Source organism: Schauerella aestuarii (assembly GCF_009866805.1).
GTDB lineage: Bacteria > Pseudomonadota > Gammaproteobacteria > Burkholderiales > Burkholderiaceae_B > Schauerella > Schauerella aestuarii.
In genome coordinates this window covers 120325-132779 of sequence record NZ_SIZW01000037.1, presented here as the reverse complement: position 1 = coordinate 132779, position 12455 = coordinate 120325, and the positions used below count along the sequence as shown (strand labels likewise).

The following is a 12455-nucleotide window of genomic DNA, read 5'->3' as shown; positions in this document are numbered from 1 at the left end:
GGCTTGCGTGCCACCGTTCAGCCAGTGCTCAGCAATGTAAGCAAGCCTGCCTGGCGCCTGCGATTGTGAGGGCGTGCGTGCGATAAACGTTCACAATCGCCAATCCTCGCGCATCGAGGTTGCACAATGTCTCAGCCGGGGCAGTACGCCCGTCGGTAAATTATCTATCGCTGCCGAACGCTCGTTCGGCGGCTCCACACATGATAACGAGAGGTTGGCGATGCACTGGATCGATCCTGGTTGTTTACCCGAAACGCACGGCGCCATCAGCGCCTGGTTGTTGAATCCCCAAGGCGATCTGGACGGCGTGGTGCTGGACGGGCATACGCAAGTGCACTTTCCACCCCACCTGGGCGATGCGGTCGCCAAGCGCTTCAAAATCGGCGATACCGTTCACGTGCGGGGGGTGAAGCCGCGCGGCGTGGATATGGTGGCAGCGGTGTCGCTGGCCACGACCGACGGTCACACGATCGATGATCTGGGGCCGGACGCAAAAGACGGGGGAAAAGGCAAGGCGGCGAAGGACAAGACCGGCAAGGACAAATCCGGCAAAGACAAGAAGGCCGATGGCAAGCCGGCATTCGGCGAAACCGAAGGTAATGTGGTGATGTCGTTGTACGGGCCGAAAGGCGAGCTGCGCGGCGCGTTGTTGGATAACGGCGTGTCGCTGCGCGTACCGCCTCATGCTGCGCAGGAACTGGCTGCGTATCTCACGCCAGGCGCGAAAGTGCATGCCTGGGGCAACGGTGTGAAGAGCCGGTTTGGCCGCACACTGGACGTGAGCGACTTCGAAGCGCACTGAGCTGGCTTACGATATCAGCGGATGTGCTTGGCACCGCATCGTTGCAAACGATGGCGATCGCGCGGTGCCATGCATCGCGCGTGCTGAATGCGCAACGGCACTCAGCACGTGCTTAGTGATTACTTGTGCAGAATATTGTTTACTGCGGCAAGGTGGCCGGCTTTGTCGCGCGAGCCCGAAATGACCTGGATCACCACGATCTTGTTGTTGGCCGTGGCCAGCAACGTGGCTTGCTGAACATCATTGCCGTCCATGTTGTCGGTCGCTTCGATGTGATGCACCTTCAAGCCGTTGACGTTTTCGGTTTTTTCGCTGATCACCTTATATTCCGGCGATGCCTTCTTTTGCTGATCCTTGATGCCTTTCAGGCCATCGAGCACGTCGTCGTCCGTGCCGCCGCGACCGACTAGCGGGATGTCATCTTCGCCCACGATCATCACGCGTTTCTCTGCTTTGCTGTAATACATCGTGCCGGGCGCGCCGCCCGGAACCGCGCTTGCGACGTAGCCCTCCAATGTGAAGGTCAGCGGCCCGCCCAGCAGGGTGAGGGTTTGTTTTGCTGCGGGGGCCGTGGCGGCAGCATCGTTCGTGCTCGCGGCCACAGCCACGCCGGCAGTACCGCATAGGGCGGTCGCCAGACACAACGCACGTACGAGACTCAACGGCTTCTTCAACTTCATGTGAACTTCCTTAACCTTTGTGTTTGCAGAGTCGACGTGACCCGCGAGCGGAGTGTAGAAGCGCTGCGCAAGCAACAGGGGGATGGAAGTAATTTGTAGCCAAAGTGTGAAGGGACTTACCATGGCTGCATCACTCAACCGCTATCGCGGCATGGTGCGTTTCAGTGCAGCAGCCATGCGGGTCTCTCGGCCTTCGATCCCATCCGACGTCAGCGATTGAGAAATTCGTCCGCGATCACATGACCGAAGAGTTCCGGAAGCACTTCAGTGGCAGGACGCGCACGCGCGAAATCAGCCTCGGTCAATTCGGGGTGTCTTCGTCGATCATTTCGGGATATGGGTGTTCCAACGCCTCTCACTCCTGAGTCTTATTTGTTGGCAGCCATTTTCGCCGCGCTTACCAGTGACGTCTCAATAGCACCTCTGAAATAAGACGATATCTGCATCGTGCTTGCCTTTTACTTCTGCGCGATATGCGCACTCATGTGCTCGATGAAGGCGCGCAGCTTTGGCGACGCGTGGCGGCTGGAGGGCCAGAGCAGCCAGAACTTGCCCGTATGCGATATATGGTCATCGAGCACCCGCTTGAGTTTGCCGGCAGCGATGGCATCGCTCACGATAAAGTCGGGGACGCAGGCCAGGCCAAGCCCCTGCGTGGCGGCATAGATCTGACCGTCCACCGCGTTGCAGACGAGCGCGGCGCGTAGCGTGGGCTGCGTTTTGCCACGCAGGGGCCAGCGCTCGATCTTGCCCGAGGCGGGAAACCGATGGAGCAGGCAGGCATGCGCTTCCAGATCGCGAGGATGGCCAGGTGTGCCGTGGCGTTTCAGGTAGGCGGGCGAGGCCACGATCACAAGCGAGAAGGTGCCGACCCGGCGCGACATGAGACGGGAGTCCTGTGGTTCACCCGTGCGCAGCACGGCATCGAAGCCCTCTTCAATCACGTCGACCATGCGGTCGGACAGATCGAGGTGCAGTTCGATCTCGGGATACTTGCGCATGAAGTCCGTCATGATCGGCATCATGCGGTCGCCCGCATGCGGCAGGCTCACGCGCAGCACGCCACGAGGCTCACCGGAGGCTTGCGACAGTTCGGCCTGCGCCGCTTCGACTTCGCACAGGATGCGACGGCACCGTTCCAGAAAGCAGGTGCCCTCGGCCGTGAGGGTGATGCTGCGTGTGCTGCGGTGAAAGAGCCGCACCGCCATGCGTTCTTCGAGGCGCGCGATGGTCTTGCCTACCGCCGACGAGGAGATGCCCAGCATGCGGCCCGCTTCGGTAAAGCTGCGGTTTTCGGCTGCCTGCACGAATACGGCGATGCCGCTCAGGTTGTCCATGGCTGCTTCCATTGCGGACACGAACGTCCGGTATGTTTGGAACCTTAGCCTATTTTTCTTTTATCGGTAGATGCGTATCTTGCATGACTTGGCGCGCCGCATGCACGGCCCGCAACATCATCTATTGAAGCTTTCCATGACAGATCACGCCCTTTCCACTTCCGCACCGACCGCACCGACGGCAGCGACGGCACCGAACGCGCCGGCCGCGCCGACCGCACCGACCACACCGGCGACATCGACGATGACCCCACCCGCTACCTCCCCCGACCGTCTGCCGATCGCGGGCTTGCTGGCGCTGGCCAGCGCGGCGTTCATCACGATTCTCACCGAAGCCCTGCCGGCCGGCCTGTTGCCGCAGATGAGTGCGGGGCTGAATGTGTCGGAAGCGCTGGTGGGGCAGTTGGTGACGATCTACGCGTTGGGATCGTTGCTCACTGCCATCCCGCTGACGGCGATGACGCGCCGCTTGCCGCGGCGTCCATTGCTCTTGACGGCAGTGGGCGGCTTTGCCGCGGTCAACAGCATTACAGCGTTCTCCACGGACTACACCGTCACGCTCGTGGCGCGCTTCGTGGCCGGTATCTTCGCGGGCTTGCTGTGGGCCTTGCTCGCCGGCTACGCGAGCCGCATGGTGGCGCCCCACTTGAAGGGCCGCGCGATTGCGGTGGCCATGGTGGGGGCGCCGCTGGCGTTGTCGCTGGGCATTCCGGCCGGCACGTTTCTGGGCCAAGCCGTAGGGTGGCAATATGCCTTCGCCATCATGACGGCGTTAACGGTGCTGCTGTGCATCTGGACGCGGTTGCAAGTGCCAAATTTTCCAGGTCAGCGGGCGTCGCAGCAGTTGGGGCTGCGGGCGGTGTTCGTATTGCCCGGCGTGCGGCCGGTGCTCTTTGTGACGCTGACCTTCGTGCTGGCGCACAACATGCTCTACACCTACATCGTGCCGTTGGTGGGACGCGCCGGGATGACCGCCGTGGTCGATCGCGTGCTGCTGGTGTTCGGTATCGCAGCGGTGTTCGGCATCTGGATCACAGGCGTTCTGATCGACCGTTGGCTACGTGCGATCGTGCTCACAAGTACGGCGGTGTTCGGCTTGGCTGCCGTTGTGTTGGGACTGTGGGGCGACATGCCGGCCCTCGTTTATGCCGCCATTGCCGCGTGGGGTGTGAGCTTCGGTGGCGCGGGCACGTTCTTTCAAACGGCGTCGGTGAATGCGGCGGGCGATGCGGCCGATGTGGCGCAGTCGATGATCGTCACGGTGTGGAACGCGGCCATTGCCGGCGGCGGTATCGCAGGCGGCATGTTGCTCGCGGGCGGCAACACGGCGTGGCTGCCTTGGGCGGTCGCAGCCTTGCTGGCCGTGGCGGGTGGCGTGACGTGGCAGGCGCGTGCAAGCGGGTTTCCACCGGCACGATCCACCTGATTCAAGCGTTGCGCCTCGGGCTGCGATGCCTCGCGCGCCGCGTGCTGAGGGCAGATCGTCACCCCGCCCGCGCAGATCCTTATCGCGTGCGCCACATTGCCAGAAACATCCCCGACGCCATGATGAGGGCCACGCCTGCCAGCGCGATGTCGTCTGGGGGGCGCAGAAACCAGAAGGTGCTGAACGCCAACGCCATCAATAACTGGAAGTAGTTCAGCGGCGCCAGCGTGGCGGCCGACACGCGTTGATAGGCTGCCATCAAGAACAACTGTGCCACGCCGTTGCAGGCGCCCATCGCGAAGATGAATACGCCGTCGGCAAATCCCGGCCAAGTCTCCGGCAGGAAAAATGGCGCGGGAATCACCGTGGCAATCAAGCAGATAATGGCCGTGTAGGCGTACTGCACCGGCCAGGCCACAGCGCCGGCGAGCTTGCGCGTGAGCACCTGGAACACCGCGTAGCTCACGGCCGAGATCGCCATCAGCACGGTGCCGATCAGCGGCAGGTCGCTGCCGGGCCGCACGATCAGCAGCATGCCGCCAAACCCGACCGCCACCGCCAGCCATTGCACCAGCCGCACGCGCTCGCCCAGCAGCCACGGGGAGAGCGCCACCATCATCAGCGGCGAGGTGAAGTAGATGGCGGTCGCTTCGGATAGCGGCATCCAGGCCAGCGCCGTCATGAAGCACGTGCCCACAAGCGCAAGCATCAGGCCGCGCACGATCAGCAGTTTCTTGTGCGGCGCCTGCCGCAAGCTCGGGCGGCCGTGGCGCAGCCACACCACCAGGGCGATCGTCGCCACCGCGGCGTAGCGCATCACGTTCAGAAAGGGCGCGGGGTATCGTTCGAGCAGCTGCTTGGCGACGGCATCGAAGGTGGAAAACGCCACCAGCGCGCCAAAGAACAGCAGCACGCCGATGCGCGCGGTGTGGGTAGCCAGCGCGGGTGCAACGGCGGTCGTGTTCATTGGTGTGCGGCCATCATGCCGCGACCGCTGCCATGCCTTGCAGGAACGCATCCAGCGCTGTTCCGATGGCCTCGACCATGTAGCCGCCTTCCTGCACCACCACGGTAGGAATACCCAGGGTGCCTACGCGTTCACCGATTGCGCGATATGCATCCATGTCGAGCTTGAGCACGGTGATGGGGTCGTCCTTGTACGTGTCGAACCCGAGCGGCAACACCAGCGCGTCGGGTTGGTAAGCACGCAACGCATCCAGTGCGCGGTCCAGCGCAAACAGGAAGGTGTCGTTGCCGGAGCCGTGGGGGAGGGGAATATTGAGGTTGTAGCCTTCACCGGCGCCAAACCCGAGTTCGTTCGCATAGCCCGTGTAGAAGGGATAGTAGTGGGTGGGATCGGCATGCAGCGATACCGTCATCACATCGTTGCGCTGATAAAAGATGTTCTGCGTACCGTCGCCATGATGCGCATCCACATCGAGCACCGCCACCTTGGCGAACGTGCTGCGCAGGCGCTGCGCGGCGGCCGCGCTGTTGTTCAGATAGCAGAAGCCGCCTGCGCGATCGTAATGGGCGTGATGGCCGGAGGGGCGGCACAGGGCATAAGCCAGCGGGTTGCCGGCCGCGACGTAATCGGCGGCGGCCACGGCGGTGTGCGTGGCGCGCAAGGCCGAGTGCCACGTGTGCGGGCCAATGGGCACGGCGAGGTCGCTCAGGTAATAGCCGCTCTGCGCCACGATCGACGGCGACGGGCAGGGCGGGCGGCCCAGCGTTTCCACGCGGCCGCTGTAATGCGGATGCAGGTTGGGCAGCACCTCGATGCCGGGCGACAGGCCTTCGGCGGCAAGCGATTGCCAGCGGGCATAGGCGGTTTCGAAAAAGTCGAGGTAATGCGGGCTGTGCACGCCGTCCAGCGGCGCGCGGCCGAAGTCGGGTGGGGCCTCGATCGCAACGCCTCGGCGGGTAAGTGTGGCTTGCAGCGTTTCGGCACGTGCGGGCAGATCGGTGGGCGCGCAGATCTTGCCCAAGCGCATGAACTGCTGGGGCGAATGCAGCAATTGATCTTCGGAGAAAAACGCCTTCATGATGTCCTCGTAGGCAATGACACAACGCGCCGCAGCGCGTCGTTCGATATGGCAAGCGTAGCCTCAATAGCCATTGGCGCGCGTGGTGCGCGTATCGGGCATCTGGCCCGCGCGCACAAGGTTCAGATTGGCCAGCGTCTGGCGTGCGACGGCAGTGGCGGACGTGCGCGTGGCGATGTGCGGCGTGACCAGGATGCGCGGGTCGCGCCAGAACGCGTGATCCGTGGGGAGCGGCTCGACGTGCGTGGTATCGAGCGTAGCGGCGGCCAACTGGCCGGAGGCGAGCGCGGCCAGCAGGTCCGCTTCGACCAGATGCGCGCCCCGTCCGACGTTGATGAGGTGGCTACCGCGCGGCAATTGCGCAAACAGCGTTGTGTTGAGAAACCCGCGGGTCTCGTCGGTGAGGGGCAGCAAGCACACGAGGGTGTCGATACCATGCAAAAAATCAGGCAAGCCCGCTGCGCCATGATGACCCGTCACGCCTGCCGGCAGGCGATCCTTGGGCGAGCGGCTCCAGCCGTGCACGGCATACCCCAAGGTGGCCAATGCTTGCGCCACCGCCATGCCCAATCGGCCCAGGCCCGCGACGCCGACACGATGCTCGCCCGGCGGCACGATCGGGCTTTCGCGCCACAGCCCTTGCGCGCTATTGGCCACGTAATCCGGAAAGTGCCGATGCCGGTTGATCACGGCCCACGCCACGTAGGCGATCATGCCGGCGGTCATGTCCGTATCGACCGCGCGGCACACGGGCACATGCTCGGGCAGGGTGGCATCGGCGTAGATGTGATCCACGCCGGCGCCGATCGACTGGATGAGCTGCAGATTGGGCAAGGTGTTCAACAGACCTTGCGGCGGCTGCCAGCACACCGCCGCATCGATATCGGCGACGTCGCGCAGGTCATCGCGCACGCGCCAATCGATGCCGGGGCAGGCCGCTTCGAAGGCGGGCACCAGGTAGCGCATGTCGAGCGATTGGCTGAGGAGCGCCACGCAAGGTTGAGCGGCGCTCATGATGCCAACGCCAGTTTGGCGCGGCGTCCCGCGATGATGCTCGAAAAATCGGGCACCGCTTCGATCAGCTTGCGCGTGTACGGCTCGCGTGGATGGCGGATCACCTGCTCTGCCGTGCCGTGCTCGATGATGCAGCCCTTTTGCATGACGGCGATGTGATCGCACATTTGCGCCGCCACCCGCAGGTCGTGCGTGACGAAGATCATGCTGAGATTGAAGGTGTCGCGCACTTTGGCAAAGAGATCCAGCACCTGCGCCTGCACCGATACGTCCAGGGCCGATACGGGTTCGTCGGCCACGATCAGATCGGGCTCGACCGCCAGGGCACGCGCGATACCGATGCGCTGGCGTTGTCCGCCCGAAAATTCATGCGGGTAACGTTCGAGCGCATCGGCGCTCAGGCCCACCAGGGTGAGCAGCTCGGTTGCGCGCTTGAGGGCCTCGGCTGTGGGCACGCCTTGCGCCAGCGGGCCCGACATGATCGAGCGGCCCACCGTGTGGCGCGGATTGAGCGAGGCATGCGGATCCTGAAACACCATCTGGATGCGGCCGAACGACGCGCGCCGGCCCCGATCGTCGCGGCCCGCACCGGTATTCATGCCTTTGAACAGGATGCGGCCCGAGTCCAGCGGCAGCAGGCCCGCGATACAGCGGCCTACCGTCGATTTGCCGGAACCGGATTCGCCCACCAGGCCCAGCACTTCGCCGCGCTTGATCGTGAAGTTGACGTTGTTTACGGCATGTACCACGCGCGCCTTGCTGAACCAGCCGCCGCCCGAGGTGTAGGTCTTGTTCATTTCCTGCGCCTGCAGCAGCACCTGGGCATTGTCCGATTCGGCTCGTAAGGCGGGCGAGCCGTGCGGGATCGCGGCGATCAGGCGTTGGGTGTAGGGATGCTGCGGATCGCCCAGCACCGTATCCACATCGCCCGATTCGACCACTTCTCCCAACTGCATCACCGCGACTTCGTCGGCGATTTCGGACACCACGCCGAAGTCGTGGGTGATGAAGAGCACGGCCGTGCCGCGCTTGGTTTGCAGGTCGCGGATGAGCTTCAGAATTTGCGCCTGGGTGGTGACGTCCAGCGCGGTGGTGGGCTCGTCGGCAATCAGCAATGCGGGCTCGAGCATCAACGCGCACGCGATCATCACGCGCTGGCGCTGGCCGCCCGACAAGCGGAAAGGATAGCTTTCGGCGATGGCTTCGGGGTCGGGCAGGTGCACGTCGGTGAGGGCGGCAATGATGCGCGCCTGCTTCTCGGCCGGGCTCAACGTGATGTGGGCGTCGATGGCTTCGGCCAGTTGATCGCCGATGCGCATGACAGGATTCAGGGCCGACATGGGATCCTGAAAAATCATGCCGATGCGGTTGCCCCGCAGTTGACGCAACCCCACTTCATCGAGCTTGAGCAGATCCTGGCCTTGGAACAGGATCTGGCCGGCCACGGGTGCGACGTGCGGCACCGGCAGCAGGCCCATGACGGCATTGGCGATCATCGATTTGCCGGAGCCGCTTTCGCCCACGATGCACAGCGTGCGGCCAGGGGCGACGGAAAGCGTGGCTTCCTTCACGGCCAGTGGCCGGTCGGCACCGCGCGGCAGCTTGATGGACAAGCCCTGGATATCGAGCAGAGCCTCTTGGTTGACGGTCATGCGCGGCTCCTTGCATCGAGGCGGGTGTTCAAGCCATCGCTCAGGCCTTCGCCCACCAGATTGAGCGCCAGCACGGTAAGCAGGATCGCCAGGCCCGGGAATACGCTGATCCACCACGCTTGCCGCAACGAGGTGCGGGCCGCGCCGATCATGTAGCCCCAGCTCATCACGTTGGGATCGCCCAGGCCCATGAAACTCAAGGACGATTCGAGCAGGATGGCGGTGGCCACCATCAACGATCCCATCACCACGATGGGGGCGGCGGCGTTGGGCAGGATCTGCGTGATGATGATGCGCAGATTGGATTCGCCGGCCAGATGGGCGGCATGCACGAAGTCGCGATGCCGCAAGGTGAGGAACTCGCCACGCACCAGGCGTGCAACGGGCGGCCACGAAACCAATGCGATCGACGCCACGATGGAGCCCACGGAGGGTTGGAAGATCGCCACCAGCACGATGGCCAGCGCAAAGCTGGGAATAGCCTGAAAGAGCTCGGTAAAGCGCATCAGGCCGGTATCGACCCAGCCGCCGTAGTAACCGGCGACGGCGCCGATCGACACGCCCAGCAGCAGTCCCGCGAGGGTGGAGACCAGCCCGATCAGAAGCGAGATGCGCGCGCCCCACGCCAGGCCGACGCCAATGTCGCGGCCCATCGTATCGGTGCCGAACAGGAAGCCGGACGTTCCCATCGGCGGCATGAAGGGCCGTTGCACCATCGCCCAGGGATCGCTGCTCGACACGAACGGGGCGCACCCGGCGACGACGATGACGATGGCGATCAGCACGAGGCCGGCGACCGCACCTTTGTTGCGGCGAAAACGCCGCCAGAATCCATTGTTCATTGCAGTTCGATCCTCGGGTCGGCGAGCGTGTAGAGGAAGTCCGTGACCACGTTGAAGGCCACGGCCAGCGCGGCGGTGACCAGGAACGTGCCCAACAGCAGGTTGTAGTCGCGCTGCACCAGCGCATCGAACATCAGGCGGCCGATGCCGGGCCATGCAAATACGGTTTCGGCCAACACGGCGCCGCCCACCATGGCGCCGGCCTGGATGCCGGCCAGCGTGATCACGGGCAAGAGCGCATTGCGCAGGATGTGCCGGCGTTGAATGCGGCGGGGATGGACGCCTTTGGCGCGCGCCGTCTTGATGAAATCCATTTGCGCCACTTCGAGCATGGATGTGCGCGTCATGCGGGCATACACCGTCATGTAGAAAAGCGCCAAGGTGGCTGCGGGCAGCACGAGATGGTTGGCGATATCGGCTGCGCGTCTCAACCCGGTAAAGCCCGAGCCCACGGTTTCGTAGCCGAAGCCGGGAAACCATTCCAGCTTGACCGAAAACAGCAGCACCCCCATCAGCGCCAGCCAGAACAGCGGTGTGGCGTAGAACAGCATCGAGAACGTACTGACCAGACTGTCGACCCAGGTGCCGGCGCGCGCACTGGCCCAGGCGCCAAGCGCCACCCCCAAGGTGAGGGCGATGACGAAGGCGGTGAGCGTGAGCAGCAGCGTGGCGGGCAGGCGTTCGGCGATGAGATCCATCACGGGCCGCTGCTGCCGGTACGATTGCCCCGGATCCAGCTGGATCACGTGCCCCAGGTAGGTTGCCAGTTGCTGTGGCACGGGTTTATCGAGGCCGAAACGTTCGCGCAGTTGCTGCACGAAGATCTGATCCGAGGCGCCGGCTTCGCCCGCCATCACGGAGGCGGGATCGCCGGGCGCGGCGCGGATCAGCAGAAAATTGATTACCGCGATCAGCAGCAGCACACAGATGCCTTGCAGGATCCGGCGCAGCACGAACACGAGTCTTTTCATTGTGGTTCCCCTTGATGCGCGGCAGGCTGGCGGCCTGCCGGCGACCGGCGCACGATAGGCACCGGCCGCCTCGGCACACGCCTGGCGCAGGCGTGTGCCCTCTTGGCGTTACTCGATCGTGGCGCGGGCCAGACTGTCGTTCAAGCCGATACCCGAATTGACCAGGTTCTTGATGTTGCTGCGATAGATCGTCGGGAACTGCAGTTCCAGCAGCCAGGCCACCGGAACCTCGTCGACGATGATGCGCTGCACTTCTTCGTAGATCGCGCGGCGCTTTTCCGGATCGGGCTCACCCGCCCCGCGTTTGAAGAGATCGTCGACCTTCGGGTTGCTGTAGCCTTCGACGTTGTTCCAGGCCGAGCCTTTCTCGATCGAGGTGCTGAGGTAGTTGCGGCTCACGCCAAGCGCTGCATCGCCGTACTCGTACAGGTAAGTAAACGCCAGGTCGTAATCCCAGTTGGCCACTTTCTCGTTCCAGCCGGCCACGTCGGTGGCGACCAGATCGACCTTGATGCCGGCAGCGGCCAGGTTCTGGCGCACGATCTCGGCAAAGCGTTGCCAGGTCTCGCCGTAAGGCAGGGGCAACAGGCGCAACGTTTCGCCTTTGTAGCCGGCTTCGGCAGCGAGTTTCTTGGCGCGCGGGATGTCTTGCTTGTACTTGGTGACGTTATCCGTGTAATAACGCACGCTGCTGTTGAAGGGGCCGGTGGCCACTTTGCCGAATCCTTGCCAGGCGATATCGCGCATCGATTCGCGATTGAGCGCATACATGATCGCTTGCCGCATCTTCACGTCTTTCAGCACGCCGTTGCGGTTGTTGATCCACATGAACGAATGGGGACCGAAGAATTCCCAGCCCTTGGTGGTGATGGACACATTGGGCAGGGCTTTCAAGCGTTCGATATCGAAATACTCGACCGTGCCGCCCGGCAGTACATCGATCTTGCCCGATTCGAAGGCCGCGGCGCGCGAGGCAGCATCCGGAATGATGTGGAAGTACACCGTGTCTACATTCGGCAGTTGCTTGTCGTGGTATTGATCGTTGCGCACGAGGTGAATGAACGAGCCGCGGCGCCATTCCTTGAATTTATAGGGACCCGTGCCGACCGGGGTGTTGTTGGCCGGGTTGGTCATGAAGTCCGTGCCTTCGTAGATATGGCGCGGAATCATCGGCATGGTGCCGCTTTCGAAGAGGCCCATGAACGGGCCGAAGGGCTCTTTCAACGTGAACTCGACCGTGTGGTCGTCGAGCGCCTTGATGGTGCTCACGTACGCGAGGCTGGCGCGCAGGCGCGCATGGGTCTTGCGCAAGAACACATCGACGCTGAATACCACGTCTTGCGCGGTAAACGGCTTGCCGTCATGCCAAAGCACGCCTTCCTTGAGCTTGAACGTATAAACGGTGGCGCCTTCGTTCACGGTCCAGGAAGTTGCGAGGTTCGGCATCGGCTCGAGCTTCTCGTCGTACCGCAGCAGGCTTTCGTAGATGTTGCCCGACACCATCTGCGTGGGGCCGTTCTGGATGATGCCCAGCATCAGACCGGGAGGTTCAGGTTGAACGGCGATGTTCAGCACGCCTTTCTTGGAGGCTGCGGCCCATGTGGGCAATGCGGCGCTGACGCTCCACCAACCGGCGGTGGCGGCGCCGGCGATCATAAAGTCGCGACGGTTCATGAAATGCTCCTG

11 protein-coding genes are annotated in these 12455 nt (G+C 63.4%); 2 read left to right on the top strand and 9 right to left on the bottom strand.

Features of this window, described 5'->3' with window-relative positions; all coding sequences use genetic code 11:
* Window positions 1–220 precede the first annotated feature (220 nt).
* Window positions 221–802 (top strand): hypothetical protein, encoded by a 582-nt coding sequence (locus EYW45_RS01330; RefSeq protein ID WP_161133576.1) that lies wholly within the window; start codon window positions 221–223, stop codon window positions 800–802.
* A 119-nt stretch (window positions 803–921) separates the two neighbouring features.
* Here EYW45_RS01330 and EYW45_RS01325 read toward each other — a convergent pair whose 3' ends face one another.
* Window positions 922–1482: a DcrB/PsbP domain-containing protein gene (locus tag EYW45_RS01325; protein WP_161133575.1), complete on the bottom strand. Its 561-nt coding sequence runs from the start codon at window positions 1480–1482 to the stop codon at window positions 922–924.
* 458 nt (window positions 1483–1940) lie between these two features.
* The gene (locus tag EYW45_RS01320; protein WP_161133574.1) at window positions 1941–2819 is read right to left on the bottom strand and encodes a LysR family transcriptional regulator; all 879 of its coding nucleotides are present in this window, start codon (window positions 2817–2819) and stop codon (window positions 1941–1943) included.
* A 244-nt stretch (window positions 2820–3063) separates the two neighbouring features.
* Between EYW45_RS01320 and EYW45_RS01315 the strand changes: the two genes are divergently transcribed.
* Window positions 3064–4245 carry an MFS transporter gene (locus EYW45_RS01315; protein ID WP_161133627.1) on the top strand — a complete coding sequence of 394 codons (1182 nt, stop codon included), beginning with the start codon at window positions 3064–3066 and terminating at the stop codon, window positions 4243–4245.
* A gap of 79 nt (window positions 4246–4324) precedes the next feature.
* Here the strand turns inward: EYW45_RS01315 and EYW45_RS01310 are convergent, their stop codons facing one another.
* The 7 genes from EYW45_RS01310 to EYW45_RS01280 form a co-directional block, all read right to left on the bottom strand.
* The gene (locus tag EYW45_RS01310) at window positions 4325–5212 is read right to left on the bottom strand and encodes a DMT family transporter (RefSeq protein ID WP_161133573.1); all 888 of its coding nucleotides are present in this window, start codon (window positions 5210–5212) and stop codon (window positions 4325–4327) included.
* Window positions 5213–5225: 13 nt separating this feature from the next.
* Window positions 5226–6290 (bottom strand): histone deacetylase family protein, encoded by a 1065-nt coding sequence (locus EYW45_RS01305; protein WP_161133572.1) that lies wholly within the window; start codon window positions 6288–6290, stop codon window positions 5226–5228.
* A gap of 63 nt (window positions 6291–6353) precedes the next feature.
* A complete protein-coding gene (locus tag EYW45_RS01300; protein ID WP_161133571.1) occupies window positions 6354–7304 on the bottom strand; it encodes a 2-hydroxyacid dehydrogenase in 951 nt (316 codons plus the stop codon).
* Window positions 7301–8956 (bottom strand): ABC transporter ATP-binding protein, encoded by a 1656-nt coding sequence (locus EYW45_RS01295; RefSeq protein WP_161133570.1) that lies wholly within the window; start codon window positions 8954–8956, stop codon window positions 7301–7303. The genes EYW45_RS01300 and EYW45_RS01295 overlap by 4 nt, the downstream gene beginning before the upstream one ends.
* Window positions 8953–9798 (bottom strand): ABC transporter permease, encoded by an 846-nt coding sequence (locus EYW45_RS01290; RefSeq protein WP_161133569.1) that lies wholly within the window; start codon window positions 9796–9798, stop codon window positions 8953–8955. The genes EYW45_RS01295 and EYW45_RS01290 overlap by 4 nt, the downstream gene beginning before the upstream one ends.
* On the bottom strand, window positions 9795–10769 hold the full coding sequence (locus EYW45_RS01285; protein ID WP_161133568.1) for an ABC transporter permease: 975 nt from the start codon (window positions 10767–10769) through the stop codon (window positions 9795–9797). Before EYW45_RS01285 ends, EYW45_RS01290 begins: the two co-directional genes overlap by 4 nt.
* A 108-nt stretch (window positions 10770–10877) precedes the next feature.
* On the bottom strand, window positions 10878–12443 hold the full coding sequence (locus EYW45_RS01280; protein ID WP_161133567.1) for an ABC transporter substrate-binding protein: 1566 nt from the start codon (window positions 12441–12443) through the stop codon (window positions 10878–10880).
* Between the last annotated feature and the right edge of the window lie 12 nt (window positions 12444–12455).

What these genes read in the sequence shown, in the direction of transcription:
- EYW45_RS01330 (WP_161133576.1), top strand. Translation starts at nt 221, where the DNA reads ATGCACTGGATCGATCCTGGTTGTTTACCCGAAACGCACGGCGCCATC.
- EYW45_RS01325 (WP_161133575.1), bottom strand. Translation starts at nt 1,482, where the DNA reads ATGAAGTTGAAGAAGCCGTTGAGTCTCGTACGTGCGTTGTGTCTGGCG.
- EYW45_RS01320 (WP_161133574.1), bottom strand. Translation starts at nt 2,819, where the DNA reads ATGGACAACCTGAGCGGCATCGCCGTATTCGTGCAGGCAGCCGAAAAC.
- EYW45_RS01315 (WP_161133627.1), top strand. Translation starts at nt 3,064, where the DNA reads ATGACCCCACCCGCTACCTCCCCCGACCGTCTGCCGATCGCGGGCTTG.
- EYW45_RS01310 (WP_161133573.1), bottom strand. Translation starts at nt 5,212, where the DNA reads ATGAACACGACCGCCGTTGCACCCGCGCTGGCTACCCACACCGCGCGC.
- EYW45_RS01305 (WP_161133572.1), bottom strand. Translation starts at nt 6,290, where the DNA reads ATGAAGGCGTTTTTCTCCGAAGATCAATTGCTGCATTCGCCCCAGCAG.
- EYW45_RS01300 (WP_161133571.1), bottom strand. Translation starts at nt 7,304, where the DNA reads ATGAGCGCCGCTCAACCTTGCGTGGCGCTCCTCAGCCAATCGCTCGAC.
- EYW45_RS01295 (WP_161133570.1), bottom strand. Translation starts at nt 8,956, where the DNA reads ATGACCGTCAACCAAGAGGCTCTGCTCGATATCCAGGGCTTGTCCATC.
- EYW45_RS01290 (WP_161133569.1), bottom strand. Translation starts at nt 9,798, where the DNA reads ATGAACAATGGATTCTGGCGGCGTTTTCGCCGCAACAAAGGTGCGGTC.
- EYW45_RS01285 (WP_161133568.1), bottom strand. Translation starts at nt 10,769, where the DNA reads ATGAAAAGACTCGTGTTCGTGCTGCGCCGGATCCTGCAAGGCATCTGT.
- EYW45_RS01280 (WP_161133567.1), bottom strand. Translation starts at nt 12,443, where the DNA reads ATGAACCGTCGCGACTTTATGATCGCCGGCGCCGCCACCGCCGGTTGG.